This window comes from Pseudomonas fluorescens (assembly GCF_001307275.1).
GTDB lineage: Bacteria > Pseudomonadota > Gammaproteobacteria > Pseudomonadales > Pseudomonadaceae > Aquipseudomonas > Aquipseudomonas fluorescens_AA.
Genome location: NZ_CP012831.1, coordinates 4,512,690 through 4,538,917 on the forward strand (window position 1 = coordinate 4,512,690; position 26,228 = coordinate 4,538,917).

Sequence of the window (26,228 nt, forward strand, 5' to 3'; positions counted from 1 at the left end):
TGGAAAAACCGCACTGCCGTCACGGCGTGCGGTTTTTTCTTTAGGCCTGATGCAAAGTCGTCATTAGAAAAAGGAGAGTGCTGTGTCGCGTAGACGCGTCGTAGTCACCGGTATGGGTATGTTGTCGCCACTGGGCACGGATGTGCCGAGCAGTTGGCAGGGCATTCTGGCTGGCCGCAGTGGCATTGGTCTGATCGAACACACCGACCTTTCTGCCTATTCCACCCGTTTTGGCGGCTCGGTAAAGGGCTTCAATGTCGAGGAATACCTGTCGGTCAAGGAAGCCCGCAAGCTCGACCTGTTCATTCAGTACGGCCTGGCAGCCGGTTTCCAGGCAGTGCGTAACGCTGGCCTGGAAGTCACCGACGCCAACCGTGAACGCATCGGCGTGGCCATGGGGTCGGGTATTGGCGGCTTGACCAATATCGAAGAAACCAGCCGCACGCTGCACGATTCGGGACCGCGACGGATTTCTCCGTTCTTCGTGCCGGGCTCGATCATCAACATGATTTCCGGTTTCCTGTCCATCCACCTGGGTGCCCAGGGGCCCAACTACGCCATCGCCACGGCGTGCACCACCGGTACCCACTGCATCGGCATGGCCGCGCGCAACATCATGTACGACGAAGCGGACGTGATGATCGCCGGTGGCGCTGAAATGGCCGCTTGCGGTCTTGGCATGGGCGGTTTCGGCGCGTCCCGTGCGCTGTCGACCCGCAACGACGAGCCCGCCCGCGCGAGCCGGCCATGGGACAAGGGCCGCGATGGCTTCGTACTGTCCGACGGTGCCGGTGCGCTGGTGCTCGAGGAGCTGGAACACGCCAAGGCGCGCGGCGCGACCATCTACGCCGAACTGATCGGCTTCGGCACCAGTGGCGACGCGTACCACATGACCTCGCCACCGGCCGATGGCGCCGGTGCGGCCCGTTGCATCGCCAATGCCTTGCGTGACGCGAAAATCAACGGCGAGCAGGTGCAATACATCAACGCCCACGGTACTTCCACACCGGCCGGCGACCTGGCCGAAGCCCAGGCGATCAAGACCGTGTTCGGCGAGCACGCCTACAAGCTGGCGGTCAGTTCGACCAAGTCCATGACCGGTCACCTGCTGGGTGCGGCTGGAGCGGTAGAGGCGATCTTCAGCGTACTGGCGATCAACAGCCAGACGGCGCCGCCGACCATCAACCTCGATGAGCCGGACGACGGCTGCGACCTGGACTTCGTGCCGCACACTGCCCGCAGCATGGACATCGATGTGGTGCTGTCCAACTCCTTCGGCTTTGGCGGGACCAACGGTTCGCTGGTGTTCCGCCGGTTCGCCGGTTGATGGAAAGCTGGGTCGACGGTCAGCCAGCCGACGTCCTGTCGCTGAAAGATCGCGGCCTGGCTTACGGGGATGGGTTGTTCGAGACCATCGCCGTGCGCGGTGGCAACCTGCTGTTGCTGGAGCGTCATCTGCAGCGCCTGGAAGCAGGTTGCCAGCGGTTGGCGCTCAACATCGACATGAGCGCGTTGAGCGCAGAGCTGGACGCTTACGCCCGCGGCCTGGGCGACGGCGTGCTGAAGTTGATCGTGACCCGTGGCGACAGCCTGCGCGGTTATGCCGCCGATCCCTCGACGCCGGCCAGGCGCATCCTGCAAGGCAGTCCGCCGGCCGCCTATCCCGCCGTCCATGGCAACCAAGGCATTCTTCTGTTTCCCTGCACCGTGCGTTTGTCCGAGCAGCCCTTGCTCGCCGGGCTCAAGCACCTCAACCGCCTGGAACAAGTGCTGGCCCGTGCCGAATGGCGCGATGCGCAGTACGCTGAAGGCTTGATGCTGGACGCGTCCGGACGAGTGATCGAAGGTGTGTTCAGCAACCTGTTCCTGGTGCGCGATGGCGTCTTGCTCACGGCGGACCTGAGTCGTTGCGGTGTGGCTGGCGTGATGCGCGCCGAATTATTGTTTCAAGCCAAGTCCCAAGGCATCGTCACGCAAATCAGCGACATCAGCCTCGAACAACTGCACCAGGCCGATGAAGTCTTCGTCTGTAATAGCGTTTATGGCGTGTGGCCGGTGCGCGGATGCGGTTCGGCGCGCTGGTCGGTTGGCCCGCTCACCCGTAAACTGCAGACCCTTGCCCGTGCGCTATTGGATGTTTGATTCGTGAGACGTAAATTCTTGCTGCTGCTGGAGACCGGACTGGTCCTGGCAGGGCTGTTGTTGGGTGCTTCGGCCTGGAAGATTCATTCGGCGCTGCAACAGCCGCTGAACATCACCCAGGAAGAATTGCTGGACGTACCCAACGGGACCACCCCGACCGGAACCCTCAAGCGCCTCGAAGCCGATGGCTTGATCAGGGACGCTTTCTGGCTGCGGATCTATTGGCGCTTCAATCTTGCCGACCAGCCGTTGCACTCCGGCGAGTACCGTATGGTGCCAGGCATGACCATGGAAGGCCTGATCGCCGTCTGGAAGCGCGGCGAAGTGGTGCAATACAGCGTGACGCTGGTGGAAGGCTGGAATTTCCGCCAGGTGCGCGCCGCGCTGGCCAAGGATGAAAAGCTCCAGCAGACCCTCACCGACCTGAGCGACAGCCAGGTCATGGACCGTCTCGGTCATTCGGGCGTATTTCCCGAGGGGCGGTTCTTCCCGGACACCTATCGCTTCGTGCGCGGTACCTCGGATGTCGACCTGCTGAAGAAAGCCTACGACCGCTTGGAAGACGTGCTCGCCAAAGAGTGGGCACAGCGTTCCGCCGATGTGCCTTACACCTTGCCGTACCAGGCGCTGATCATGGCGTCCCTGGTGGAGAAGGAAACCGGTGTGCCCCAAGAGCGCGGGCAGATTGCCGGCGTCTTCGTACGGCGCATGCGCCTGGGCATGCTGCTGCAGACCGATCCCACGGTGATCTACGGCCTGGGCGAGCGTTACACCGGCAAACTCACCCGCGCCCATTTGAAAGAAGAAAACCCTTATAACACCTACCTGATCCCGGGCTTGCCGCCGACGCCGATCGCGATGGTGGGACGCGAAGCGATTCATGCCGCGTTGAACCCGGCGCCGGGCAACAGCCTTTACTTTGTCGCACGGGGCGATGGCAGCCACGTGTTTTCCGATGACCTGGAGTCGCACAACAACGCCGTGCGCGAGTTCCAGCTCAAGCGCCGTGCCGACTACCGCTCCAGCCCGGCCCCGGCAACGCCGGGCGAACAGGCGCCGATTCCGGCGGCATCGCCCGATACGGCCCCCGAAGCAGTGCCCCAGGTGCCGCCACAGGTACCGGCCCCCGAACCGGACGCCAGCGAGCCACCGAGCCCGCAATGACTTTGATTAAGGATCGCCCCGTGACTGGCTTGTTTATAACGCTTGAAGGCCCGGAAGGCGCCGGCAAGAGCACCAACCGCGAATACCTGGCCGAACGCCTGCGGGCCGCCGGCATCGAGGTGGTATTGACCCGTGAGCCGGGCGGCACGCCGCTGGCCGAGCGCATTCGCGAGGTACTGCTGGCCCCCCTTGAAGAGGTCATGAACCCCGACACTGAGCTGCTGCTGGTGTTCGCTGCCCGGGCGCAGCATCTGGCCGAGGTGATTCGCCCGGCGCTGGCCCGTGGCGCCGTGGTGCTCTGCGATCGTTTTACCGATTCGACCTACGCCTACCAGGGCGGCGGCCGGGGCTTGTCCGTGGAGCGCATCGCCGCGCTGGAAACCTTCGTCCAGGGTGACCTGCGACCGGACCTTACCCTGGTGTTCGACTTGCCAGTGGAAATTGGCCTGGCCCGCGCCAGCGCCCGTGGCCGGCTGGATCGTTTCGAGCTCGAGGGCCAGGATTTCTTCAATGCCGTGCGCAACGCCTTCCTGGGGCGCGCCAAGGCCGATCCGGCGCGTTACCTGCTGATCGATGCCGCGCAGCCGCTGACCCAGGTCCAGCAATCCCTGGACGGCTTGTTGCCACGTTTGCTGGAGCGTGTCCGTGGCTGAAGCCTATCCCTGGCAAGACGGTCTCTGGCAGCAACTGGCCGGTCGTGCCCAGCATGCCCACGCCTATCTGCTGCACGGCCCGGTCGGCATCGGCAAGCGGGCACTGGCCGAACGCCTGATGGCCAGCCTGCTGTGCCTGCGTCCGGGTGCTTCGAACGCCTGTGGTGAATGCAAGTCCTGCCTGCTGCTCAAGGCCGGCAGCCATCCTGACAATTACGTGCTGGAACCGGAAGAGGCGGACAAGGCGATCAAGGTCGACCAGGTCCGGGACCTGGTCAGCTTCGTGGTTCAGACCTCGCAGATGGGCGGGCGCAAAGTGGTGCTGATCGAGCCGGTCGAGTCGATGAACATCAACGCTGCCAACGCCTTGCTCAAGAGCCTCGAAGAACCCTCCGGCGATACCGTGCTGCTGCTGGTCAGCCACCAGCCGAGTCGCTTGTTGCCGACCATCAAGAGTCGCTGCGTGCAACAGGCCTGTCCGTTGCCGAGCGAAGCGATGAGCTTGCAATGGCTGGCCAAGGCCTTGCCTGAGAACACCGATGAAGAACGTATCGAACTGCTGACCCTCGCGGCCGGTTCGCCCCTGGCGGCTGTCAGCCTTCAGACCCAAGGCGTGCGTGAGCAGCGGGCCCTGGTGGTGGATGGGGTGAAGAAACTGCTCAAGCAGCAGCAATCCCCTACGCAGCTGGCCGAGGGTTGGAACGCCATCCCGCTACTCCTGCTGTTTGACTGGTTCTGCGACTGGTCGAGCCTGATCCTGCGTTACCAGTTGACCGAAGACGAGGCGGGCCTGGGGCTGGCGGACATGCGCAAGGTGATCCAGTACCTGGCGCAAAAAAGCAGCCAGGATAGAATCTTGAACATCCAGGACTGGATTCTTGCCCAACGGCAGAAGGTGCTGAGCAAGGCGAACCTCAATCGGGTGCTGTTGCTCGAGGCGCTGCTGGTGCAGTGGGCGAGTTTGCCTGGTCGAAACTGACAGAGACGGCCCAGCTACTAAACTCAGCTCAACCGCAGCGGAGATCAGCATGAACGAACCTGTCAGTCCCGGCCCACGCAACGGCATCCTGTCCCTGACCATCAAGGACAAGTCGGTGCTTTACGCCGCCTACATGCCCTTCATCAAGAACGGCGGCCTGTTCATTCCGACCAACAAGCATTATCGCTTGGGCGATGAAGTGTTCATGCTCTTGAGCCTGATGGACGAGGCGGAGAAAATTCCGGTCGCCGGCAAGGTGATCTGGCTGACCCCCAAGGGCGCCCAGGGCAATCGGGCCGCCGGCGTAGGCGTGCAGTTCAACGACGGCGACAATTCGGCCCGCAATCAGATCGAAACCCACTTGGCCGGCTCCCTGAAGTCCGACCGTCCCACCCATACGATGTAGCCTGGCCTTTTATGCTTGTAGACTCCCATTGTCACCTTGACCGTCTCGACCTCGCTGCCCATGGCGGTTCCCTGGATGCTGCGCTGGACGCGGCCCGTGAACGGGGTGTGGGGCACTTCCTGTGCATCGGCGTCAGCGCCGACAACGCCGCCGACGTCAAGGCCTTGGCCGAGCGGTATGCCGATGTCGACTGTTCGGTCGGTATCCATCCACTGGATGTCCAGCCCGATGCCGCGCCGGCGCTCGATTGGCTGTTGCGTGAGCTCGATCATCCGCGGGTGGTCGCCATTGGCGAAACCGGCCTGGACTATCACTACGAGCCAGAAGCCGCCGACGTGCAGCAAGCCTCGTTCCGGCTGCACCTGGAGGCCGCCCGGCAGACCGGCAAGCCGGTGATCATCCACACCCGTGGCGCCCGGGCCGACACCCTGGCCTTGCTGCGTGACGCCGCGCTGCCCCAGGCCGGTGTGCTGCATTGCTTCACCGAAGACTGGGACATGGCCAAGGCGGCCCTGGACATGGGCTATTACATTTCCTTGTCCGGGATTGTCACGTTCCGCAATGCCGATGCCTTGCGCGACGTTGCGAGCAAAGTGCCGGCTGATCGGCTGTTGGTGGAAACCGACTCGCCTTACCTGGCGCCGATTCCGTATCGCGGCAAGCCGAACCTTCCGCAATACGTACGGGAAGTGGCGGAATTTCTGGCGATGTTGCGCGGTGAGTCCTACGAACGGTTTGCCGAGCAGACGACGGAAAACTTTAAGCAATTGTTTCCGCTGGCTCACGTGCGTTCGGTGGATGCCTGAATTTCATGCAAAAAAAACCCGGGTTCTGGGGGGTGAATCCGGGTTAAGACCATTAGGAGTAAAACAAAGGCACGCGGTCCGTTGGTACCTTTATCAGCGTGTCACTTGGGGGAGATGTCGCGCCGACAGTTCAAGTATTGATCAGTATGCCAACGCGTCCAGTCGGGCCGGGGCGGTTTTTAAACAAATTTGGAATACGCTCGCTTCGGATAAGTTCTCACTGTCGGCAAAGCTCGCCAGTGCGGCGCATTGGCGCGGGAAACGGCGAGCCGGGTATGTACGGTTTTGTGAAGAACAGTGGCCGAGAACGGATGATCCGTGCATTTTTGCGTAAGTTAGGCATAATACCCGGCTTCGAATTTTGACCCTTCAGACCTTTTTCTTATGCACAAAGAACCCCGTAAGGTCCGTGAGTTTCGCCGCCGCGAGCAGGAAATTCTCGACACCGCGCTCAAGTTGTTCCTCGACCAGGGTGAAGACAGTGTCACCGTCGAGATGATTGCGGATGCCGTGGGTATCGGCAAAGGCACGATTTATAAACATTTCAAATCCAAGGCGGAGATCTACCTGCGCCTGATGCTCGACTACGAGCGCGATTTGAACGAGCTGTTGCATTCGGCCGATGTGGACAAGGACAAGGAGGCCCTGTCCCGGGCCTACTTCGAGTTCCGCATGCGCGACCCGCAGCGCTACCGCTTGTTCGACCGTCTGGAAGAGAAGGTGGTCAAGGGCAACCAGGTGCCGGAGATGGTCGAGGAACTGCACAAGATCCGCGCCTCGAACTTCGAACGCCTGACCCTGCTGATCAAGGGCCGGATCAGCGAGGGCAAGCTCGAGGACGTGCCGCCTTATTTCCACTATTGCGCTGCCTGGGCGTTGGTGCATGGCGCGGTGGCGCTGTATCACTCGCCGTTCTGGAGCAACGTGCTGGAAGACCAGGAAGGTTTCTTCCAGTTCCTGATGGACATCGGCGTGCGCATGGGCAACAAGCGCAAGCGCGACACCGACGTCCCGAGCAACTGACTGGCCGCAAGGCAACAAGACATTCAGCTGCCTTATTGCGCCATGTCCGCTTACATGGCGCAGTGCCCCAGTAATATACTCAGGCTTGGGTCTTGCGAAATCTTGATTTTCAGGTCAATTATCGCGAGTCCGATTTTTCTTGTGCCGGAGTGATCCATGATCGTTGACCGTCAAGGCAGGCGTTTCCGTAATTTGCGGATCAGCCTGACCTCAGCCTGCAATTACGCCTGTACCTATTGCGTGCCTGATGGCAAGCGGTTGGTGGCTGCGCAGGATGAACTGTCGGCCGACGCCATGGCACGCGGCGTGGCCTATTTGATCGAGGCCGCCGGTATCGAACGGCTGCGCATCACGGGGGGCGAGCCGCTGGTCAGCCCCAAGCTCGAGCGTTTCATGACGGCTGTAGGGCAGATGGGCCTGGAAGACATCAGCCTGACCACCAATGGCCAGTTGCTGGCGAAAAAACTGCCCTTGCTGGTGGACGCCGGTATTCGTCGCATCAACGTTTCCCTCGACACCCTGGACCCCGTTGCGTTTCGCAGTATCGCCCGTGGCGGTGACCTGGCGACCGTGCTCGACGGCATGGAACAGGCCCGGGCCGCCGGGTTGAAGATCAAGGTCAACATGGTGCCGTTGCGCGGACAGAACCTGGACCAGGTGATGCCGTTGCTCGAATACTGCCTGGAACGTGGTTATGAGTTGCGTTTCATCGAGTTGATGCGCATGGGCCACCTGGCCAGCGATTCCAACGCCTTCCTGCAGCAGTTCGTCAGCCTCCAGCAACTGCTCAGCCTGATCGGCGATCAGTACGAATACCTGCAAGCCGATGCGCCGGTGGATGCCACGGCGGTGCGCTATGAAATCCCGGGGTTGGGGCATTTCGGCGTGATCGCCAATGAAAGCGTGCCTTTCTGCCGGACCTGCTCGCGCCTGCGGTTGTCCTCTACGGGGTGGTTGCATGGCTGCCTGTCCTCCAGTAACCGTCACTTTGTCGGCGATCTTCTGGACAAGCCGCGTCACCAGGCGTTGCCCGCTCTTCAGCGATTGCTGGTCAAGGCCTTGGGAGATAAGCAGGAAGTGGCGTTCTCTGGTGGTGCGACCATCATGAAGATCATCGGCGGCTGATCTATTGCTATCGCGGGCAAGCTTGCTCCCACAAGTACGATGCTTACCATGTGGGAGCAAGGCTTGCCCGCGATAGCAATTTCCCATTCCCCTGGGCACATCTGACCCCATCTCGATGAGCTGGCGCAAAAGCTGCATCCCACGACCATTCGCCGGTTTTCCGACACCGGTTTCTGGAGGGTAGGATGCGTAGCCTGGTTTTGCTGCTGGCCGTTTTGGTGCTTGGCGGTTGCATGAATGTCAGCGACATGGGAGAGGGCGTTCGTTATCACATGAGCGACGCCGGCCTGCTGGACCATAGCGACAGCCGTCGTGTGAACAACCTGCGTATTCAGCCTGACTCGTTCATCTACATCGCCCAGGGCGCCTTCGCTCCGCCGGGCAGTGCCTATCCGCGTCCCAACGTGGTGGCCGAAGAAGCCTTCAATGGCTTCATCGAATATTTCCCCATGGTCCGTCGCGCCCGTGTTCCCGAAGGCCTCGACCAGGCCATGGGTGAAGCCCGTTCCGCCGGTGCCCATTACCTGTTGTACACCCGCTTCGCCAAGGCCGATAACCGCATCGGCAACACCGACGAATGGCAGGATGAAGAGGCCGTGGATCGCCTCGGTGTCGATACCAGCGTGATTCAAATCATGTTGATCGAGACCAGTACCCAGTATTTGATTGATACTGCACGGATCAAGAGTCGTGGCGGTTTACTGACGTTGCACGACAAACAGCCCCAGGACCTCATCGCCACGCCGTTGCGTGAGTATGCCCGCAGCCTGCTGGGGATGAGCGACGAGTAATCACAAGGAGTCACCATGAGCGGACCGCAAAAAGCCAATGACTTGCTGGGGCAGATCCCCAAGACCAAAGGCCTGCCGCCGGTCCACTTGTGGAACCCGGATTTCTGCGGCGACATCGACATGCGCATAGCCCGGGACGGTACCTGGTACTACCTGGGCACGCCCATCGGGCGAAAACCGATGGTCAAGCTGTTCTCCACCATCATCCGCCGCGACGGCGATGATTACTTCCTGATTACCCCTGTGGAAAAAGTCGGCATCAAGGTCGATGACGCGCCGTTCGTGGCCGTGACCCTCGAAGTTGAAGGGCAGGGGGAAGGGCAGTTGTTGCGCTTCACCACCAATGTCGAGGAAACCACTGAGGCTGGCGCCGAGCACCCGTTGCGGGTGGTGATCGATCCCCAGACCCAGGAACCGGCGCCGTATGTGCATGTGCGCAGCAATCTCGAAGCGCTGGTCCATCGCAATGTGTTCTACCAACTGGTGGAGCTGGCGGTCAGTCGCGAGATCGACGGGCAGCGCTGGTTGGGCGTGTGGAGCGGCGGCGTGTTCTTCCCGATAGGCCTGGAACCCTGAGCCCTTGTGGGAGCGATGGTTGATCCAATATCTGTGTTGACTGGACGTCCGCTATCGCGAGCAAGCTCGCTCCCACAGTGAATTTGGGGTGCCTGCAATATTTGTGTACGCCACCAGACCCTGTGGGAGCGAGCTTGCTCGCGAAGGCGTCGGCACATCCAGCCTCTTCTTGACTGACCCACCGCTATCGCGAGCAAACCCGCTTCTACAGTGGCCAAGTGAAATTCAAATTGACACCCAATCATATGATGATTAGCGTGGGCCTCCAATAAGAGTGGCCCGCGGGGTTTTCATGTCCAGCAGTTTTCATGCATCGACCGTCGATTGGCTGGGGGGCTGGATAGCCGCCGGTCAGGTCAAGCCTGGGCAAACCATCAAGGTCGAAGCGGACCTGGGCGAGCAACTGGGCGTCAGTCGCACGGTGATTCGCGAGGCGATCAAGACCCTGGTGGCCAAAGGGATGCTGGAAGTCGGGCCGAAAGTCGGCACGCGGGTGTTGCCGGTGCGCCGCTGGAACCTGTTCGACCCCCAAGTGGTGGGCTGGCTGTCCCGCAGCGGCCTGCCGGAAAACTTCGTCGATGACTTGCTGGACCTGCGCCGTACCATCGAGCCGATGGCGGTGCGCTGGGCCTGCGAGCGGGCCACCGCCGACCAGGTGCAGGCGATCCGCCTGGCCTACCATGCGCTGGAACGGGCGGTGGACAGCGGCGCCGATTACAACCGCGCGGACCAGTTTTTCCACGAGTGCATTCTGGCCGCCAGTCATAATCAATTCATCGAACAAATGGTCCCGGCCCTGGGGGCGCTGCTGGCGGTGTCATTCGAGGTGTCGGCGGCCGACCCGGATGAACTGCGCCGCACCTTGCCCATCCACAAGGACATCGCCGACGCCATCGCCGCCCGTGACGCGGCGCGGGGTGTCTGGGCCTGCATGACGCTGATCGATAACGCCGACCTGGCGATCAAACGCTTTTACCCCAATGTCATGGCGGGTCGAACAGACGCCGCCGGGCAAGTCGGGAACGGGAGGTTTCAATGAAGTGGACGGCTGTGACGGAACACCGGGCGAAATTGGGCGAAGGGCCGTTCTGGGATGCGCCGACCCAAGCCTTGTATTGGGTCGATATCGCCGGCAAGCAGGCCCTGCGGCTGATCGGCGCCAATGTGGAGATCTGGCAGATGCCCGAGCATGTTTCCGCTTTTATACCGACCCAAAGTGGCGACGCGCTGGTGACCCTGAGCAGTGGCGTCTACCGCCTCGATCTTGATTCGCCGGGCCTGGAACCGCGCCTGACATTGCTGTGCATGGCCGACCCCCAGCCAGGCAATCGCGCCAACGAGGCCCGTTGCGACCCCCAGGGTCAACTCTGGCTCGGCACGATGCAAAACAACATCGGTGCCGAAGGCGAGGACTTGCCGATCGAGCACCGGTCCGGAGGCCTGTTTCGCGTCGGGAGTGATGGCCGGGTCCTGCCCTTGTTGCGCGGGCTGGGCATCCCGAACACCCTGCTCTGGAGCCCCGATGGCACCACGGTGTATTTCGGCGACAGCCTGGATGGCACGGTGTATCGGCACTTTATTTACCCGGAAGGCAACCTGGCGCCTGCCGAGGTCTGGTTCGGTCCGCACCCCCGTGGCGGCCCGGATGGCTCGGCGATGGATGCCCGAGGGTATATCTGGAACGCCCGCTGGGACGGCAGTTGCCTGTTGCGGCTGACCCCGGACGGGCAGGTTGATCGGGTGATCGAATTGCCCGTCAGCCGCCCGACCAGTTGTGTATTCGGCGGTGAAGACCTCAAGACGTTGTACATCACCAGCGCGGCGAGCCCATTGGGTCATCCGCTGGACGGTGCCGTGCTGTCGATGCGTGTCGACGTGCCTGGCGTGGCCTGTACAAGGTTTGCTGGATGAATCCCAAAATATGGGATGTAAATATATATATTGAGATTATTTGGCAGCCGGGTTTATAGTCGGCTCCATCGGCAATACGCACTCACACTAAAAAAACAAAACAGGTGAAGTGATGCAACGATCTTTCCCCGTACGCCCCGACGGCGTACGCCGGCCACTGTTCTTTCAAGCGCCTTCGCGCCGGTCATCCGTGGATGCCCGGGTTTTGTCGTGCCTGCGCAAAGGAGCCTTGAGCCATGGCTGAGCCTTTGGTCTTGCCACCCGTGCCGGAGCCACCCAAGGGCGAACGCCTGAAGGACAAGGTGGTGCTGTTGACCGGTGCCGCCCAAGGCATTGGCGAAGCCATCGTCGCGGCATTCGCTTCGCAACAGGCCCGGTTGGTGATCAGTGATATCCAGGCGCAGAAAGTCGAGGCGGTGGCCGCCCATTGGCGTGAACGCGGCGCCGATGTGCACGCACTGCAGGCCGATGTGTCGAAGCAGCAGGACTTGCAGGCCATGGCCCGTCGTGCCGTCGAGCTGCACGGCCGCATCGATGTGTTGGTCAACTGCGCCGGCGTCAATGTCTTCCGTGACCCGCTGGAAATGACCGAAGAGGACTGGCGCCGTTGCTTCGCCATCGACCTGGATGGTGCCTGGTACGGTTGCAAGGCGGTGCTGCCACAGATGATCGAGCAGGGCGTGGGCAGCATCATCAACATTGCCTCCGTCCATTCGTCCCACATCATCCCCGGCTGTTTTCCTTACCCGGTGGCCAAGCACGGCCTGCTGGGCCTGACCCGCGCCCTTGGCATCGAATACGCGCCCAAAGGGGTACGCGTCAACGCCATCGCCCCGGGTTACATCGAAACCCAACTGAACGTCGACTACTGGAACGGCTTTGCCGATCCCCATGCCGAACGCCAGCGTGCGCTGGATCTGCACCCGCCACGGCGCGTCGGGCAACCGATCGAAGTGGCAATGACGGCCGTGTTCCTGGCCAGTGATGAAGCACCGTTTATCAATGCCTCATGCATCACCATCGATGGAGGACGTTCGGTCATGTACCACGACTGAATATTCCTGGATTGCAGTGGGAAACTTCGCCTGTAATCCAATCATCATACGATATGACTATTTAGGCCTATGCTGTGTAGCAACTTGATGTAACCGCCCAGCCTGCGCACTTCCACCGTCGGTGGAGCAGACCCTGGACGTTTGGCTTTCAATAAAAAAAACAAGGAGTCAACTATGAATCATCGTCGTGGGATCCGTTCCCTGTGTCGCGCCGCCCTGGCGGTCACCGCGGTCAGCCTCAGCAGCAGCTTGCTGGCGGCCGATCCCGTAAAAATCGGTTTCCTGGTCAAGCAGGCCGAGGAGCCTTGGTTCCAGACCGAATGGGCGTTCGCCGAGAAGGCGAGCAAGGACAAAGGCTTCGAGTTGATCAAGATCGCCGTGCCTGACGGCGAGAAGACCCTCTCGGCCATCGACAGCCTGGCCGCCAACGGTGCCAAGGGCTTTGTGATCTGCCCGCCGGACGTGTCCCTCGGCCCGGCCATCATGGCCAAGGCCAAGCTCAACGATCTCAAGGTGATTGCCGTGGACGACCGGTTCGTCGATGCCAACGGCAAATTCATGGAGGACGTGCCGTACCTGGGCATGGCCGCGTTCGAGGTGGGTCAGAAGCAGGGCGCCGCCATGGCCGCCGAAGCGAAAAAGCGCAACTGGGAGTGGAAAGATACCTACGCGGTGATCAACACCTTCAACGAGCTGGACACCGGCAAGAAGCGCACCGACGGTTCGGTCGATGCCTTGAAGAAGGCCGGGATGCCGGCAGACCACATCCTTTATTCGGCGCTCAAGACCCTCGACGTACCCGGTAGCATGGACTCCACCAACTCGGCGTTGGTGAAGCTGCCAAGCGCTGCGAAAAACCTGATCATCGGCGGCATGAACGACAACACCGTGCTGGGCGGCGTGCGCGCCACCGAAGCGGCCGGGTTCAAGGCGGCCAATGTAATCGGCATCGGCATCAACGGCACCGACGCCATCGGTGAATTGAAGAAACCTGACAGCGGCTTCTTTGGTTCGATGCTGCCAAGCCCGCACATCGAAGGCTACAAGACCGCCGAAATGATGTACGAGTGGATCACCACCGGCAAGGAACCGCCGAAGTACACCGCCATGGACGAGGTGACGCTGATCACTCGGGAGAACTTCAAGCAGGAGCTGGAAAAGATCGGCCTGTGGAACTGACGGTCGGTTGATTCAAAAGCGGCCCTGGCCACATGAGTGGCGGGGTCGCTTGATCTCTGTAAGTTCGAGGTGGTTATGCAAGCGCAAACAGCGACACGGCAACACAACATCGGCGGCAGCTTGCGGTTCAACGGGATCGGCAAATCCTTTCCCGGCGTGCAGGCGCTGGCCAATATCAGTTTCGTCGCGCATCCGGGACAGGTGCATGCCTTGATGGGCGAGAACGGCGCGGGCAAGTCCACGTTGCTGAAGATCCTCGGTGGCGCCTACATCCCGAGCAGCGGCGACCTGCAGATCGGCGAACAGACGATGGCCTTCAAAGGCACCGCCGACAGCATCGCCAGCGGGGTGGCGGTGATTCACCAGGAGCTGCACCTGGTGCCGGAAATGACCGTCGCTGAAAACCTGTTTCTCGGCCATTTGCCGGCGCGTTTCGGCCTGGTCAACCGTGGCGTGCTGCGCCAGCAGGCGCTGACGCTGCTCAAAGGCCTGGCCGACGAAATCGACCCGCAGGAAAAAGTCGGTCGCCTGTCCCTTGGCCAGCGCCAATTGGTGGAAATCGCCAAGGCCTTGTCCCGTGGCGCCCACGTCATTGCCTTCGACGAACCCACCAGTAGCCTGTCGGCCCGGGAAATCGACCGTTTGATGGCGATCATCGCCCGCTTGCGAGACGAGGGCAAAGTGGTGCTGTACGTCAGCCACCGCATGGAAGAAGTGTTCCGTATCTGTAACGCGGTGACGGTATTCAAGGACGGTCGTTATGTCCGGACCTTCGAAAACATGAGCGAGCTGACCCACGATCAGTTGGTCACGTGCATGGTCGGTCGCGATATCCAGGACATCTATGATTACCGCCCTCGGGAGCGCGGCGATGTGGCACTGCAGGTGAAGAGCCTGCTGGGGCCGGGCTTGCGCGAACCGGTGAGTTTCCAGGTACACAAGGGTGAAATCCTTGGATTGTTCGGGTTGGTCGGTGCCGGTCGTACCGAGCTGTTTCGCTTGCTCAGTGGCCTGGAGCGCCAGAGCGAGGGGAGCCTCGTGCTGCACGGCAAGGAGTTGAAGCTGCGTTCGCCACGGGATGCCATTGCCGCCGGCGTGCTGCTGTGCCCGGAAGATCGCAAGAAGGAAGGCATCATCCCACTGGGCAGCGTGGGCGAGAACATCAACATCAGTGCCCGTCCGGCCCATTCCGCGCTCGGCTGCCTGCTGCGCGGCGACTGGGAGCGGGGCAATGCCGACAAGCAGATCAAGTCGCTGAAGGTGAAGACCCCGGCGGCCAGCCAGAAAATCATGTACCTGTCCGGCGGCAATCAGCAGAAGGCGATTCTCGGTCGTTGGCTGTCGATGCCGATGAAAGTCCTGCTGCTGGACGAACCGACCCGCGGCATCGATATCGGCGCCAAGGCGGAGATCTACCAGATTATCCACAACCTGGCGGCCGACGGCATCGCGGTGATTGTGGTGTCCAGCGACCTGATGGAAGTGATGGGCATTTCCGACCGAATCCTGGTGCTCTGCGAAGGGGCCATGCGCGGCGAGCTGTCGCGTGACCAGGCCAACGAATCCAACCTGCTGCAACTGGCGCTGCCGCGCCAACGCGTTGCCGACGCGGCGAACTGAGAGGTAAATCATGACCATTCAAAACAATGCACTGCCAACGGCACGCAAACCCCTGGACCTGCGCCGTTTCCTGGATGACTGGGTCATGCTGCTGGCGGCCATCGGTATCTTCGTGCTCTGCACCTTGATGATCGACAACTTCCTGTCGCCGTTGAACATGCGCGGCCTGGGCCTGGCGATTTCCACCACCGGCATCGCCGCGTGCACCATGTTGTATTGCCTGGCATCCGGGCACTTCGACTTGTCGGTCGGTTCGGTGATTGCCTGTGCCGGCGTGGTCGCAGCGGTGGTGATGCGCGACACCAACAGCGTGTTCCTCGGCGTCAGCGCGGCGCTGGCGATGGGGCTGATCGTCGGCCTGATCAACGGCATCGTCATCGCCAAGCTGCGGGTCAACGCCTTGATCACCACCCTGGCGACGATGCAGATCGTCCGTGGCCTGGCCTACATCTTTGCCAACGGCAAGGCGGTGGGTGTCTCGCAGGAATCGTTCTTCGTGTTCGGCAACGGCCAATTGTTCGGCGTGCCGGTGCCGATCCTGATCACCATCGCCTGCTTCCTGTTTTTCGGCTGGCTGCTGAACTACACCACCTACGGGCGCAACACCATGGCCATCGGTGGCAACCAGGAAGCGGCGTTGTTGGCAGGGGTGAACGTCGATCGCACCAAGATCATCATCTTCGCCGTGCATGGCTTGATCGGCGCCTTGGCCGGGGTCATCCTGGCGTCGCGCATGACCTCGGGCCAGCCGATGATCGGCCAGGGCTTCGAATTGACGGTGATCTCGGCCTGCGTGCTGGGTGGGGTGTCGTTGAGCGGTGGCATCGGCATGATTCGCCATGTCATTGCGGGTGTGCTGATTCTGGCGATCATCGAAAACGCGATGAACCTGAAGAACATCGACACCTTCTATCAATACGTCATCCGCGGCTCGATCCTGTTGCTGGCGGTGGTGATTGACCGGTTGAAGCAGCGCTGAAAACAGAGATCACTGGCGATTGATCCACCGCTATCGCGAGCAAGCTCGCTCCCACACTGGTTCTGCGTTGTGCCGAGGTTCTGAGCCCTGACACAAAAACCTGTGGGAGCGAGCTTGCTCGCGATGGCGTCCTCCCTGACGCCAACAATCACCCCGCTTTGCGCAACGCTTCGACCAACTCCTGCTTGCGCATCTTCGACCGTCCGGGAATGTTTTTCGCCCGGGCCTCCTTCATCAGGCTGTCCACCGTCTGGGTCCCATGGGAGGCCTTGCTGCTGCGCGGGTGACCCTCGCGGGTCTTGGCGGCGCGGCGGGCCGATTCCTTGCGGTCGGTTTTCTTTTGCTCAGCCGGTTTAGTCTTTCCCGAGCCACCAGAGCGTTCGCCGCCACCGGACTGTTTGTTTACCGTCGCCCAGGCCCGTGCCTCGGCTTCGTTCTCCGATACACCTTTTTTCTCGTAGCTTTGCTCGATGTGCGCGGCTTTGCGCTTTTGCTCGCTGGTGTATTTGTCTTTGCTTCCACGAGGCATGGGATTTTCCTCCTCAAGTGTCCGGGCAGAAGCTGCTTACTGGCTGGCAGCGCCACCTTCGGAGCCCGAACCACCGGTCGTGGTTTTCGAACCCACGCCGGTCTCGGCGTTGTCAGGGGCGGTGGAGTCAGGCGTATTCATGCCGCCCTGGCGTCCCATGTCATTACCCTGCACGCGTGGATCGGTGCCGGTGGCAGGTGGCTGGCCATTGTTCAGGCCGCCGCCGGTGCCGTCGGTGTTCAGCTTGGGCAGGCCTTGCGTGGCTGGAGAATTGGGCGCCTGTACCGGGTCGGTGGGGCCGGTGCCGGAAGTGGACGCCGCGAAAGCCACCGAAGACAACAGCGTGGCGAGTGTGAATGCAGTCAGCCTTGAAGTGATCATGGTGTCGCCTCCATTTTTCAGAATGCTTACCCGATCTTGGGCCGTGGTGGTTTTGAGTTGGTGCCTCGGGCGCGACGAACGGCACTTGTGAAAGAAGCTCGCGTCGACGATCAAATAGTTGGATCGGTATGTGACGAGCGCCGCGCAGCGGCTTAGTATGGCGCTTTCAATTGGCTACAAGGCCTGTTCATGTCGATCGAGATCCGTCCTGCGCAACCCAGCGATGCGCCTCAAATCCTTGCCTTCATCACCGAGTTGGCCGATTACGAAAAAGCCCGCCACGAAGTCATCGCCAGTGTGGCCGACATCGAGCGCAGCCTGTTCAGCGAAGGCGCGACCGCCCACGGGCTGATCTGCCTGCGTGATGGCGTGCCGATTGGTTTCGCGGTGTTTTTCTTCAGTTATTCCACTTGGCTGGGCAGTAACTGCTTGTACCTCGAAGACCTGTACATCACGCCTGAGCAGCGCGGTGGCGGGGCGGGCAAGACGCTGTTGCGCCACCTGGCGAAGATCGCCTGCGACAACGATTGCGGTCGCTTCGAATGGAGCGTGCTGGACTGGAACACGCCGGCCATCGAGTTCTACAAATCCCTCGGCGCGCAACCCCAGGAAGAGTGGGTGCGCTACCGAATGGACGGCAAGGTGCTAAGGGATTTCGCTAACGGCCACTGAGCACTTCATGAGTGTGCGGCAGACGCGTACTCGGCAAACCCCGGTCGTTGCTCGAGGCGTTTGCAGTAGGCCGCCACGGCTGGATAGTCGGGACGCTCCATGGGCGCCTGGCGCCACCGGTGTACGGACAGGCCGATGAGCACGTCCGCGAGGGAAAACGCCGTACCGGCCACGTAGGCGCCGGTGCGGCTCAACTGCTGCTCCAGCAACCCCATCTTCTCGTTCCAGCCCTTGATGCCGGCGGCGATGCGCTGTGGGTCCTGGAAGTCCGGATTCTTGCGCACCAGGGCGTGGAAGGCGTAGCACCAGGACGGGTTGAGCTCCGTGGCTTGCCAATCCATCCACTGTTCGATTCGCGCCCGGGCGGCAGGCTCGACAGGTAGCAGATCGCTGGGCCCATGCTTGCCCACCAGGTAGCGGCATATGGTATTGGATTCCCAGAACACGCCGTTCTCATCAATGATCACCGGCACCTGGGCATTGGGATTCAAGGCCAGGAACGCCGGGTCCTGGGTCGAGGCGAAGCCGATGCCCCAATCTTCGCGCTCGTAGGCGATGTCCAGTTCCTGGCAGGTCCACAGCACTTTTCTGACGTTGATCGAAGACGTGCGGCCGAGGATTTTCAGCAGTTGTCCCATCACTTTTTCCCTAGTTGTTTGGCGTCCGGCCAGAAAACGTAGCAGGGTCTTGGACGGATGGCGATTGGCTTTGTAGGTGATGTATTTTTGTCCCAATATATGGGAGTGATATTTATATATTGAGATTTAGTTGATCCCAGGTTTATAGTCCGTCTCACTCACTGCCAAAAAACAAAACAGGTGAAGCGGATGCAGGCGCAATTGATCGCGCTCGATTGGGGGACCACCTCATTACGGGCTTACAAACTCGCTGCCGGTGGCGAGGTGCTCGAGCAGCGTTCGCTGTCGTCGGGGATCATGCAGTTGCCGTCCGGGCCGCGAAACGTGGCCGGCCAGGTGTGCATCGACGGTTTCGAGTTGGCCTTCGACGAGGCCTGCGGCGACTGGCTCGATGCCCAGCCAGGCTTGCCTGTCATTGCCTGTGGCATGGTCGGCAGTGCTCAGGGCTGGCGTGAAGCGCCGTACTGCGACACACCCGCCAACGTCGCCAATCTCGGACATTCCCTACAAACCGTTCGCAGCCTTCGCGGTGTCGATGTGCACATCGTGCCAGGCGTGATTCAGCGTTCGCGCTTGCCCAATGTCATGCGCGGCGAAGAAACCCAAGTGCTCGGTGCCTTGCACAGTCTGCCGGACGAAGCGGTGCTGATCGGCCTGCCCGGCAGCCATTCGAAATGGGTGGAAGTGGCCGATGGCCGCATCGTGCATTTCGATACCTTCATGACCGGCGAGATCTTCGCCGTGCTCAGTGACCACAGCATTCTCGGTCGCACCCAGCAACGGAGTGTGACCTTCGATGGCGTGGCCTTTGATCGCGGCGTGCAAGTGGCGTTGTCGGTGGACGGTCAGATCGGCCCGTTGTCCACCGTGTTCAGCGCCCGCAGCCTGGGCTTGACCGGCGAGTTGGGCGCCAGCGCCCAAGCGGACTACCTCTCGGGCCTGTTGATCGGCCATGAGCTGACAGCGCTGGCCCAGGTACAACGCCGACGCCGCGACAGCCTGCACCTGCCGACGGTGGTGCTGATCGGCAACTCCCAACTCTGTGTCCGTTATCAACGGGCCCTCGACGCCTGCGGCTTCGCCCGGGTGGTCCTGGCCGAACAGGCCACCGAACGCGGTTTGTGGCAACTGGCCGTGGCGGCCGGGTTGCTCGATTCCACCGCCCCCTGAACCTGACTGGAGGTCTGACATGCTCACACAAGCACTGGCGCACAACGGGTTGATCGCGATCCTGCGTGGCCTGCGTCCCGAAGAGGCGGCGGCCATCGGCGAAGTCCTGTACAGCGCCGGATTTCGCGTCATCGAAGTACCGCTCAATTCCCCCGAACCGTACGAAAGTATTCGCATCCTGCGCAGTACCTTGCCCGCCGATTGCCTGATCGGTGCCGGCACCGTGCTGACGCCGGAACAGGTGGAACAGGTGAAAGCCGCCGGTGGCCAAGTGATCGTCATGCCCCACAGCGATCCGAAGGTGCTGCGTGCGGCGAAAGCGGCGGGCTTGTATTTGTCGCCAGGCGTCGCCACGCCCACCGAAGCCTTTGCCGCACTGGCCGAGGGCGCCCATGTGCTGAAGATGTTTCCCGCCGAGCAAATGGGCCCGGCGGTGGTCAAGGCCTGGCTCGCGGTGCTGCCGGCCGGGACCGTGCTGGTGCCGGTGGGTGGGATTACGCCGGACAACATGGCGGTGTTCGTCGAAGCCGGCGTCAAGGGTTTCGGCCTCGGTTCCGGATTGTTCAAGCCGGGCCTGACAGCGGATGAAGTGGCGGTGCGCGCCAAGGCCTATGTGGCCGCATGGAATGCCTTGAACTGAAGACTTTTCCAGCGCCCCGTGCGCTGCATCTGACAAGAGAGACAACAAGATGAAAATCACCAAGCTGACCACGTTTATCGTTCCGCCGCGCTGGTGCTTCCTCAAGGTCGAGACCGACGAGGGCGTGACCGGTTGGGGCGAGCCTGTGGTCGAAGGCCGTGCCCACACGGTGGCGGCTGCCGTCGAGGAGTTGTCCGACTACCTGATCGGCAAAGACCCCCGCAACATCGAAGACATCTGGACCGTGCTCTATCGCGGCGGCTTCTACCGCGGCGGGGCCATTCACATGAGCGCCCTGGCGGGCATCGACCAGGCGTTGTGGGACATCAAGGGCAAGGCCCTGGGCGTGTCGGTCAGCGACCTGCTGGGCGGCCAGGTGCGGGACAAGATCCGTGTGTATTCGTGGATCGGCGGCGACCGGCCGGCGGACACCGCTCGCGCGGCGAAAGAGGCGGTGGCGCGGGGCTTCACCGCAGTGAAGATGAACGGCACCGAAGAGCTGCAGTTCCTCGACACCTTCGAGAAAGTCGACCTGGCCCTGGCCAACGTGGCGGCGGTGCGCGATGCGGTCGGGCCGAACGTCGGCATTGGCGTGGACTTCCACGGCCGCGTGCACAAGCCGATGGCCAAGGTGCTGATGAAGGAGCTCGACCCCTACAAACTGATGTTTATCGAAGAGCCGGTGCTCAGCGAAAACTACGAAGCCCTCAAGGAACTGGCGCCGCTGACCAGCACGCCGATTGCCCTGGGCGAGCGGTTGTTTTCCCGCTGGGATTTCAAGCGCGTGCTCAGCGAGGGCTACGTGGACATCATCCAGCCGGACGCATCCCACGCCGGTGGCATCACCGAAACCCGCAAGATCGCCAACATGGCCGAGGCCTACGACGTGGCGCTGGCGCTGCACTGCCCGCTGGGCCCCATCGCCCTGGCGGCGTGCCTGCAACTGGATGCGGTCTGCTACAACGCGTTCATCCAGGAGCAAAGCCTGGGCATCCACTACAACGAGAGCAACGACCTGCTGGACTACATCAAGGATCCGCAGGTGTTCGACTACGACAAGGGCTTCGTGAAGATCCCCAATGGCCCGGGCCTGGGCATCGAGATCAACGAGGAATACGTCATCGAACGCGCGGCCATCGGCCACCGCTGGCGCAACCCGATCTGGCGCCATGCCGATGGCAGTTTTGCCGAGTGGTGAGTCACGCCTGATCACCCTGTGCAAGCCATGGAATCCTGTGGGAGCAAGGCTTGCCCGCGATGAACGATGACGCGGTCCGACTGGAAAACCCATCGCCTGTATCGCGGGCAAGCCTTGCTCCCACAGGGGCTTGCTCCACCTTTGCCATATTCGACAAATATAAAAAGAGGCACCTCACATGCAAGCGCACACCCTGAGCGCGCAGGCGTCGTTGGTGACGCCCAGCCGCAAGCGTTTTTTCATCATGGTCCTGCTGTTCATCACCGTGGTGATCAATTACCTGGACCGCAGCAACCTCTCGATTGCCGCTCCCGCGCTGACCAGCGACCTGGGTATCGATCCAATCCATGTCGGGCTGATTTTCTCGGCGTTCGGCTGGACCTACGCCGCCATGCAGATTCCCGGTGGCTGGCTGGTGGACCGGGTGCCGCCGCGCATTCTCTATAGCGTGGCATTGCTGTTGTGGTCGGTGGCCACGGTGATGCTGGGGTTCGCCGCCAGCTTCATCGCCTTGTTCGTGCTGCGCATGGCGGTCGGAGCCCTGGAAGCACCGGCTTATCCGATCAACAGCCGTGTGGTGACCACCTGGTTTCCCGAGCGCGAGCGGGCCACGGCCATCGGTTTCTACACCTCCGGACAATTTGTCGGACTGGCCTTCCTGACGCCGGTATTGGCCTGGCTGCAACACGCCTTCGGCTGGCACATGGTGTTTGTCGCCACGGGCGCGGTGGGCATTCTCTGGGCGGTGATCTGGTACGCGGTGTATCGCGAGCCCCGGGATTTCAAAGGCGCCAATGCCGCTGAAATCGAGCTGATCCGCGAAGGCGGCGGGCTGGTGGATATCCAGGCCGATACCGCCAAGGTCAAGGCGAAATTCAGTTGGTCCGACCTGGGCATCGTCCTGACGCAACGCAAGTTGTGGGGCATTTACCTGGGGCAGTTCTGCCTCAACTCCACGCTGTGGTTTTTCCTGACGTGGTTCCCCACCTACCTGGTGAAGTATCGCGGCATGGACTTCATCAAGTCCGGCTTGCTGGCGTCGTTGCCGTTCCTCGCGGCGTTTGTCGGCGTGCTGTGCTCCGGGTTCTTCTCCGACTGGTTGATTCGTCGCGGCGCCACCGTGGGGTTCGCGCGCAAGCTGCCGATCATTGGCGGGTTGCTGATCTCGACCTCGATCATCGGCGCCAACTTTGTCGAGTCGACGCCACTGGTGATCGCTTTCCTGGCCCTGGCGTTCTTCGGCAATGGCCTGGCGTCGATCACCTGGTCGCTGGTGTCGACCCTGGCGCCGGCACGACTGCTCGGGTTGACCGGTGGGGTGTTCAACTTCATCGGTAACCTGGCGGCCATCGCCACGCCGATCGTGATTGGCTTCCTCGCCAGCGGCGATTCGTTCGCCCCGGCCATTACCTATATCTCGGTCCTGGCATTGGCTGGCGCGCTGTCCTACATCCTGCTGGTCGGGAAGGTCGAGCGCATCGAGTTGTAGTCCGACGGGGCGGGCGACCATAATGCCGCCCGTTCCCCGCTCACTGTTGAAGGCCGGCTATGCAGCAAGACGATCCAAAAATCACCAAGGACGCCGCACCAACAGGCACGCAGACATTGCTGCGTGGTCTGGGCGTGGTCCAGGCGGTCGCCAGCGGCGCCCGTGACTTGAAGGAAATCGCCCGGCTGATCGGCACCACCCGCAGCACCACCCATCGCCTGGCCAGTTGCCTGGTGGACGAACGTTACCTGCGCGTGGTGCCGCAAGTGGGTTACCTGCTGGGGCCGAAGTTGATCGAGTTGGGCTTCCAGGCCCGGGAAGAACTGCCACTGGTGAGCCTGGCGGGGCCGTACCTGGACGAGCTGTCGGCGTTGACCGGGGACACCGTTCACCTGGCGATTCGCGAGGGCGACGAAGTCTTGTACCTGCTGAAGAATCCGGGGCGTAACGGCCCGGAAATGCGCTCGCGCGTGGGCCATCGCATGCCGTTGGCGCGCACCGGGATCGGCAAGGCGCTGATGCTCGATGACACTCAGGAACAATGGCAGCGGCTGTATGAAATCAGCCTGCCGGCGGGTGGGAAGCATCAGTTCTGGCCCCAGCATCAGGAGCAATCCTGGGAACAGTTCCAGCAACGGATGCTGGAGTACGTGGCGGGGGGCTATGCCTTCGACCTGGAAGACAACGAACCGTCGATTCGCTGTGTGGCGGCGCCGATCCGTGATGCCGGCAAGCGCATCGTCGCCGGTATCAGCATCGCCAGCACTGTGCCGTACATGCCGCTGGAAAAGATGGCCGAGCTGATTCCCCTGGTCAAAGGGGTCACAGCCCGGCTGTCGGCGGAACTGGGCGCCAAGGTCTGACGAACGTCAGGCCTTGAGCGTCGCCATGTCGATGACGAAGCGGTACTTCACGTCCCCGGCGATCATGCGGCTGTAGGCCTCGTTGATCTGGCGGATGTCGAGCATTTCAATGTCGCAACTGATGTTGTGTTCAGCGCAGAAGTCCAGCACTTCCTGGGTTTCGGCGATACCGCCGATCAACGAGCCGGCCAGGACGCGACGACCCATGATCAAGTTGGCCGCATGGACTGGTGGATCGATCGGCTCGACCAGGCCCACCAGGATGTGTACACCGTCGAATCGCAGGGTACTGAGGTAGGGGTTCAGGTCGTGCTGCACCGGAATGGTGTCCAGCAGGAAGTGGAAGCGTCCGGCCGCGGCGGCCATCTGCTCGGCGTCAGTGGACACGATCACATGGTCGGCGCCCTGGCGACGGGCTTCTTCGGCCTTGCTGGCCGAGCGGGTGAACAGTGTCACTTCTGCACCCATGGCCTTGGCGAACTTGATGCCCATGTGGCCGAGTCCGCCCATGCCTAGCACGCCGACCTTGTCGCCGGCCTTCACGCCGTAGTGCTTGAGCGGCGAGTAGGTGGTGATGCCCGCGCAAAGAATCGGCGCGGCACTGGCCGGGTCGAGTGCTGCCGGGATGCGCAGCACAAAGTGCTCCTTGACCACGATGCTGTTGGAGTAACCGCCCATGGTGTGGCCGCCGCTGATGCGATCAGGGCTGGCGTAGGTCTGGGTCATGCCTTGGTAGCAGTATTGCTCCAGGTCGGCATGACAGGCTTCGCACTCGCGGCAGGAGTCGACCATACAGCCAACACCGACCAGATCGCCGACTTTATAGCGGGTGACGTCCGCGCCGACGACGGTGACTTTGCCGATGATTTCATGGCCGGGCATCAGCGGGTAAACGGCGATGCCCCATTCATTGCGGGCCTGATGGATGTCGGAGTGACAGACGCCGCAGTAGAGAATGTCGATCGCCACATCGTCGGCTCGCGGGCTGCGACGTTCGAATTTCATGGGGGCGAGGGGAGTGGTGGCCGACTGGGCGGCATATCCGATGGCTGTGTACATGATGGACCTCGCTAAGCAGTGAACGGTAGGGTTCCATTGTGGGAGTACGGTCCGTGAACGGCGATGACGATTCCTACGGGTGTCATGCCTAATCCTCCGCCCTTGGCCGTGGATTGGTTCTATGTGACGCCAGACCTGCGATGATGTTCCCATCCATTTTTTCGTGAAGTTTTCATCATGTTGTTGACCCGCCATCTCGATGCCAACGCGGCGCTGGTTTCGCTGATCGAACCTCTGGCGACCCGTGACGGTTTTATCCCGACCTCGCTGCCTGGGGTACAAGTCCTGCGGTGCAGCGAGGACATCGCCCGTGGTCCGCAGCTCTACGAGCCAAGCCTGGTGATCATTGCCCAAGGCAGCAAGCTGGCTTACCTGGGACCGCGCACGCTGGAGTACGGCGCCGGGCACTACCTGATCCAGGCGCTGCCGGTGCCGTTCGAGTGCGAAACCTATGCCATGCCCGATGCTCCGTTGCTCGGGATTTCCGTGGCGATCGATCGGGCGATGCTGGGGGAACTGGTGCTGGCCATGGGGTTGACGCCGGGGCGAAGCCTGGCGGCGCAGACGCCTGAATCCATGACCAGTGCCGCGCTCGATGGTGCTATGCGAGGGTGTGTCGAGCGATTGTTGCACTGCTTGCACGACCCCTTGGAATGCCTGGTCATGGGCCAGGCACGACTGCGAGAATTGCTGTTCGTCGCCTTGCGCGGGCCTCAGGCCGACGTATTGCGAGCGTTGGTGGAGCAGCATGGGCAATTCGCTCGGATTGCCGCGGCGCTGAGCCATCTGCATGCGCATTTCACCGAGCCGCTGAACGTCGAGACACTGGCCAGTTGCGCGAACATGAGCGCATCGACCTTTCATGAGCATTTCAAGCGCAGCACGTTGTTGTCGCCGGTGCAGTACCTCAAGCGCTTGCGTTTGCTCAAGGCGCAGCGGCTGCTGCTCATCGACGGTATGGGTGTGGCCCAGGTGGCACATCAGGTGGGGTATCAGAGCCCGTCGCAGTTCAGTCGGGAGTACAAGCGCTACTTCGAACGCAACCCCGGGGAAGAGCGCGCCGCCTGATCCTGCGATGTTCCCCTGTGGGAGCGAGCTTGCTCGCGATAGCGGTGTATCAGTCGACATCTGTGTTGAATGAGAAATCGCCATCGCGAGCAAGCTCGCTCCCACATTGGGT

29 protein-coding genes are annotated in these 26,228 nt (G+C 61.7%); 25 read left to right on the forward strand and 4 right to left on the reverse strand.

Going from position 1 to position 26,228, the window contains the following annotated elements; genetic code table 11:
• The first annotated feature begins 82 nt into the window (after positions 1 to 82).
• The 18 genes from fabF to araH all read left to right on the forward strand — a co-directional run bounded on the left by fabF (position 83) and on the right by araH (position 16,409).
• Positions 83 to 1,327, forward strand: coding sequence for a beta-ketoacyl-ACP synthase II (gene fabF, locus AO356_RS20200; RefSeq protein WP_060741232.1), 1,245 nt, complete (start codon positions 83 to 85; stop codon positions 1,325 to 1,327).
• The gene (pabC, locus tag AO356_RS20205) at positions 1,327 to 2,142 is read left to right on the forward strand and encodes an aminodeoxychorismate lyase (protein ID WP_060741233.1); all 816 of its coding nucleotides are present in this window, start codon (positions 1,327 to 1,329) and stop codon (positions 2,140 to 2,142) included. The genes fabF and pabC overlap by 1 nt, the downstream gene beginning before the upstream one ends.
• A 3-nt stretch (positions 2,143 to 2,145) precedes the next feature.
• Entirely contained in the window at positions 2,146 to 3,306 is a 1,161-nt protein-coding gene (gene mltG, locus AO356_RS20210; protein WP_060741234.1) for an endolytic transglycosylase MltG, read from the forward strand.
• 20 nt (positions 3,307 to 3,326) lie between these two features.
• The gene (tmk, locus tag AO356_RS20215; RefSeq protein WP_060743157.1) at positions 3,327 to 3,959 is read left to right on the forward strand and encodes a dTMP kinase; all 633 of its coding nucleotides are present in this window, start codon (positions 3,327 to 3,329) and stop codon (positions 3,957 to 3,959) included.
• Positions 3,952 to 4,938: a DNA polymerase III subunit delta' gene (locus AO356_RS20220; RefSeq protein ID WP_060741235.1), complete on the forward strand. Its 987-nt coding sequence runs from the start codon at positions 3,952 to 3,954 to the stop codon at positions 4,936 to 4,938. Before tmk ends, AO356_RS20220 begins: the two co-directional genes overlap by 8 nt.
• 49 nt (positions 4,939 to 4,987) lie before the next feature.
• The gene (locus tag AO356_RS20225; RefSeq protein WP_060741236.1) at positions 4,988 to 5,344 is read left to right on the forward strand and encodes a PilZ domain-containing protein; all 357 of its coding nucleotides are present in this window, start codon (positions 4,988 to 4,990) and stop codon (positions 5,342 to 5,344) included.
• A gap of 11 nt (positions 5,345 to 5,355) precedes the next feature.
• Positions 5,356 to 6,150, forward strand: coding sequence for a TatD family hydrolase (locus AO356_RS20230; protein WP_060741237.1), 795 nt, complete (start codon positions 5,356 to 5,358; stop codon positions 6,148 to 6,150).
• Positions 6,151 to 6,534: 384 nt separating this feature from the next.
• A complete protein-coding gene (locus tag AO356_RS20235; protein ID WP_060741238.1) occupies positions 6,535 to 7,173 on the forward strand; it encodes a TetR/AcrR family transcriptional regulator in 639 nt (212 codons plus the stop codon).
• 156 nt (positions 7,174 to 7,329) lie between these two features.
• Complete coding sequence (locus AO356_RS20240) at positions 7,330 to 8,298, forward strand: GTP 3',8-cyclase MoaA (RefSeq protein WP_060741239.1); 969 nt, start codon at positions 7,330 to 7,332, stop codon at positions 8,296 to 8,298.
• 185 nt (positions 8,299 to 8,483) lie between these two features.
• Positions 8,484 to 9,089: a DUF4823 domain-containing protein gene (locus AO356_RS20245; RefSeq protein ID WP_060741240.1), complete on the forward strand. Its 606-nt coding sequence runs from the start codon at positions 8,484 to 8,486 to the stop codon at positions 9,087 to 9,089.
• Positions 9,090 to 9,104: 15 nt separating this feature from the next.
• Positions 9,105 to 9,665 (forward strand): DUF1285 domain-containing protein, encoded by a 561-nt coding sequence (locus AO356_RS20250; RefSeq protein ID WP_060741241.1) that lies wholly within the window; start codon positions 9,105 to 9,107, stop codon positions 9,663 to 9,665.
• 292 nt (positions 9,666 to 9,957) lie between these two features.
• Positions 9,958 to 10,704: a FadR/GntR family transcriptional regulator gene (locus AO356_RS20255; RefSeq protein WP_060741242.1), complete on the forward strand. Its 747-nt coding sequence runs from the start codon at positions 9,958 to 9,960 to the stop codon at positions 10,702 to 10,704.
• The gene (locus AO356_RS20260; protein WP_060741243.1) at positions 10,701 to 11,576 is read left to right on the forward strand and encodes an SMP-30/gluconolactonase/LRE family protein; all 876 of its coding nucleotides are present in this window, start codon (positions 10,701 to 10,703) and stop codon (positions 11,574 to 11,576) included. The genes AO356_RS20255 and AO356_RS20260 overlap by 4 nt, the downstream gene beginning before the upstream one ends.
• 112 nt (positions 11,577 to 11,688) lie before the next feature.
• Positions 11,689 to 11,820 (forward strand): hypothetical protein, encoded by a 132-nt coding sequence (locus AO356_RS33210; RefSeq protein ID WP_257720541.1) that lies wholly within the window; start codon positions 11,689 to 11,691, stop codon positions 11,818 to 11,820.
• The gene (locus tag AO356_RS20265; RefSeq protein ID WP_060741244.1) at positions 11,813 to 12,631 is read left to right on the forward strand and encodes an SDR family oxidoreductase; all 819 of its coding nucleotides are present in this window, start codon (positions 11,813 to 11,815) and stop codon (positions 12,629 to 12,631) included. Before AO356_RS33210 ends, AO356_RS20265 begins: the two co-directional genes overlap by 8 nt.
• A 174-nt stretch (positions 12,632 to 12,805) precedes the next feature.
• Positions 12,806 to 13,810, forward strand: coding sequence for a substrate-binding domain-containing protein (locus AO356_RS20270; protein ID WP_060741245.1), 1,005 nt, complete (start codon positions 12,806 to 12,808; stop codon positions 13,808 to 13,810).
• Between the two features lie 75 nt (positions 13,811 to 13,885).
• Positions 13,886 to 15,430 (forward strand): L-arabinose ABC transporter ATP-binding protein AraG, encoded by a 1,545-nt coding sequence (araG, locus tag AO356_RS20275; protein WP_060741246.1) that lies wholly within the window; start codon positions 13,886 to 13,888, stop codon positions 15,428 to 15,430.
• Between the two features lie 10 nt (positions 15,431 to 15,440).
• The gene (gene araH / locus AO356_RS20280; RefSeq protein ID WP_060741247.1) at positions 15,441 to 16,409 is read left to right on the forward strand and encodes an L-arabinose ABC transporter permease AraH; all 969 of its coding nucleotides are present in this window, start codon (positions 15,441 to 15,443) and stop codon (positions 16,407 to 16,409) included.
• A 148-nt stretch (positions 16,410 to 16,557) separates the two neighbouring features.
• Here the strand turns inward: araH and AO356_RS20285 are convergent, their stop codons facing one another.
• The gene (locus AO356_RS20285; protein WP_060741248.1) at positions 16,558 to 16,938 is read right to left on the reverse strand and encodes a Rho termination factor N-terminal domain-containing protein; all 381 of its coding nucleotides are present in this window, start codon (positions 16,936 to 16,938) and stop codon (positions 16,558 to 16,560) included.
• A gap of 36 nt (positions 16,939 to 16,974) precedes the next feature.
• Positions 16,975 to 17,319, reverse strand: a complete 345-nt coding sequence (locus tag AO356_RS20290) for a hypothetical protein (protein WP_060741249.1) — start codon at positions 17,317 to 17,319, stop codon at positions 16,975 to 16,977.
• Between the two features lie 189 nt (positions 17,320 to 17,508).
• Between AO356_RS20290 and AO356_RS20295 the strand changes: the two genes are divergently transcribed.
• On the forward strand, positions 17,509 to 17,991 hold the full coding sequence (locus AO356_RS20295; protein WP_060741250.1) for a GNAT family N-acetyltransferase: 483 nt from the start codon (positions 17,509 to 17,511) through the stop codon (positions 17,989 to 17,991).
• Between the two features lie 5 nt (positions 17,992 to 17,996).
• Here the strand turns inward: AO356_RS20295 and AO356_RS20300 are convergent, their stop codons facing one another.
• Entirely contained in the window at positions 17,997 to 18,629 is a 633-nt protein-coding gene (locus tag AO356_RS20300) for a glutathione S-transferase family protein (RefSeq protein ID WP_060741251.1), read from the reverse strand.
• Between the two features lie 189 nt (positions 18,630 to 18,818).
• Here AO356_RS20300 and AO356_RS20305 point away from each other — a divergent pair, with 189 nt between their 5' ends.
• From AO356_RS20305 to AO356_RS20325, 5 genes are all read left to right on the forward strand, one after another.
• On the forward strand, positions 18,819 to 19,799 hold the full coding sequence (locus tag AO356_RS20305; protein ID WP_060741252.1) for a 2-dehydro-3-deoxygalactonokinase: 981 nt from the start codon (positions 18,819 to 18,821) through the stop codon (positions 19,797 to 19,799).
• A 19-nt stretch (positions 19,800 to 19,818) separates the two neighbouring features.
• Positions 19,819 to 20,439, forward strand: coding sequence for a 2-dehydro-3-deoxy-6-phosphogalactonate aldolase (locus AO356_RS20310; RefSeq protein WP_003204208.1), 621 nt, complete (start codon positions 19,819 to 19,821; stop codon positions 20,437 to 20,439).
• Positions 20,440 to 20,488: 49 nt separating this feature from the next.
• Positions 20,489 to 21,637: a galactonate dehydratase gene (gene dgoD, locus AO356_RS20315; RefSeq protein WP_003179439.1), complete on the forward strand. Its 1,149-nt coding sequence runs from the start codon at positions 20,489 to 20,491 to the stop codon at positions 21,635 to 21,637.
• Positions 21,638 to 21,815: 178 nt separating this feature from the next.
• Entirely contained in the window at positions 21,816 to 23,126 is a 1,311-nt protein-coding gene (locus tag AO356_RS20320; protein ID WP_060741253.1) for an MFS transporter, read from the forward strand.
• 59 nt (positions 23,127 to 23,185) lie between these two features.
• Positions 23,186 to 23,989: an IclR family transcriptional regulator gene (locus AO356_RS20325; RefSeq protein ID WP_060741254.1), complete on the forward strand. Its 804-nt coding sequence runs from the start codon at positions 23,186 to 23,188 to the stop codon at positions 23,987 to 23,989.
• A 6-nt stretch (positions 23,990 to 23,995) separates the two neighbouring features.
• Here AO356_RS20325 and AO356_RS20330 read toward each other — a convergent pair whose 3' ends face one another.
• On the reverse strand, positions 23,996 to 25,048 hold the full coding sequence (locus AO356_RS20330) for an NAD(P)-dependent alcohol dehydrogenase (protein WP_060741255.1): 1,053 nt from the start codon (positions 25,046 to 25,048) through the stop codon (positions 23,996 to 23,998).
• 177 nt (positions 25,049 to 25,225) lie between these two features.
• On the opposite strand from AO356_RS20330, the gene AO356_RS20335 reads away from it, so the two are divergent.
• The gene (locus tag AO356_RS20335; protein WP_060741256.1) at positions 25,226 to 26,116 is read left to right on the forward strand and encodes an AraC family transcriptional regulator; all 891 of its coding nucleotides are present in this window, start codon (positions 25,226 to 25,228) and stop codon (positions 26,114 to 26,116) included.
• Positions 26,117 to 26,228 lie beyond the last annotated feature (112 nt).

Excerpts from the sequence above, each read along its gene's own strand:
- AO356_RS20295 (WP_060741250.1), top strand. The coding sequence starts at position 17,509 with ATGTCGATCGAGATCCGTCCTGCGCAACCCAGCGATGCGCCTCAAATC.
- AO356_RS20255 (WP_060741242.1), top strand. The coding sequence starts at position 9,958 with ATGTCCAGCAGTTTTCATGCATCGACCGTCGATTGGCTGGGGGGCTGG.
- AO356_RS20305 (WP_060741252.1), top strand. The coding sequence starts at position 18,819 with ATGCAGGCGCAATTGATCGCGCTCGATTGGGGGACCACCTCATTACGG.
- AO356_RS20320 (WP_060741253.1), top strand. The coding sequence starts at position 21,816 with ATGCAAGCGCACACCCTGAGCGCGCAGGCGTCGTTGGTGACGCCCAGC.
- dgoD (WP_003179439.1), top strand. The coding sequence starts at position 20,489 with ATGAAAATCACCAAGCTGACCACGTTTATCGTTCCGCCGCGCTGGTGC.
- AO356_RS20240 (WP_060741239.1), top strand. The coding sequence starts at position 7,330 with ATGATCGTTGACCGTCAAGGCAGGCGTTTCCGTAATTTGCGGATCAGC.
- AO356_RS20300 (WP_060741251.1), bottom strand. The coding sequence starts at position 18,629 with ATGGGACAACTGCTGAAAATCCTCGGCCGCACGTCTTCGATCAACGTC.
- AO356_RS20310 (WP_003204208.1), top strand. The coding sequence starts at position 19,819 with ATGCTCACACAAGCACTGGCGCACAACGGGTTGATCGCGATCCTGCGT.
- AO356_RS20270 (WP_060741245.1), top strand. The coding sequence starts at position 12,806 with ATGAATCATCGTCGTGGGATCCGTTCCCTGTGTCGCGCCGCCCTGGCG.
- AO356_RS20285 (WP_060741248.1), bottom strand. The coding sequence starts at position 16,938 with ATGCCTCGTGGAAGCAAAGACAAATACACCAGCGAGCAAAAGCGCAAA.
- AO356_RS20325 (WP_060741254.1), top strand. The coding sequence starts at position 23,186 with ATGCAGCAAGACGATCCAAAAATCACCAAGGACGCCGCACCAACAGGC.
- AO356_RS20250 (WP_060741241.1), top strand. The coding sequence starts at position 9,105 with ATGAGCGGACCGCAAAAAGCCAATGACTTGCTGGGGCAGATCCCCAAG.
- AO356_RS20230 (WP_060741237.1), top strand. The coding sequence starts at position 5,356 with ATGCTTGTAGACTCCCATTGTCACCTTGACCGTCTCGACCTCGCTGCC.
- AO356_RS20225 (WP_060741236.1), top strand. The coding sequence starts at position 4,988 with ATGAACGAACCTGTCAGTCCCGGCCCACGCAACGGCATCCTGTCCCTG.
- araH (WP_060741247.1), top strand. The coding sequence starts at position 15,441 with ATGACCATTCAAAACAATGCACTGCCAACGGCACGCAAACCCCTGGAC.
- AO356_RS20235 (WP_060741238.1), top strand. The coding sequence starts at position 6,535 with ATGCACAAAGAACCCCGTAAGGTCCGTGAGTTTCGCCGCCGCGAGCAG.
- AO356_RS20330 (WP_060741255.1), bottom strand. The coding sequence starts at position 25,048 with ATGTACACAGCCATCGGATATGCCGCCCAGTCGGCCACCACTCCCCTC.
- pabC (WP_060741233.1), top strand. The coding sequence starts at position 1,327 with ATGGAAAGCTGGGTCGACGGTCAGCCAGCCGACGTCCTGTCGCTGAAA.
- AO356_RS20260 (WP_060741243.1), top strand. The coding sequence starts at position 10,701 with ATGAAGTGGACGGCTGTGACGGAACACCGGGCGAAATTGGGCGAAGGG.
- AO356_RS33210 (WP_257720541.1), top strand. The coding sequence starts at position 11,689 with ATGCAACGATCTTTCCCCGTACGCCCCGACGGCGTACGCCGGCCACTG.
- AO356_RS20265 (WP_060741244.1), top strand. The coding sequence starts at position 11,813 with ATGGCTGAGCCTTTGGTCTTGCCACCCGTGCCGGAGCCACCCAAGGGC.
- AO356_RS20335 (WP_060741256.1), top strand. The coding sequence starts at position 25,226 with ATGTTGTTGACCCGCCATCTCGATGCCAACGCGGCGCTGGTTTCGCTG.
- AO356_RS20290 (WP_060741249.1), bottom strand. The coding sequence starts at position 17,319 with ATGATCACTTCAAGGCTGACTGCATTCACACTCGCCACGCTGTTGTCT.
- araG (WP_060741246.1), top strand. The coding sequence starts at position 13,886 with ATGCAAGCGCAAACAGCGACACGGCAACACAACATCGGCGGCAGCTTG.
- AO356_RS20245 (WP_060741240.1), top strand. The coding sequence starts at position 8,484 with ATGCGTAGCCTGGTTTTGCTGCTGGCCGTTTTGGTGCTTGGCGGTTGC.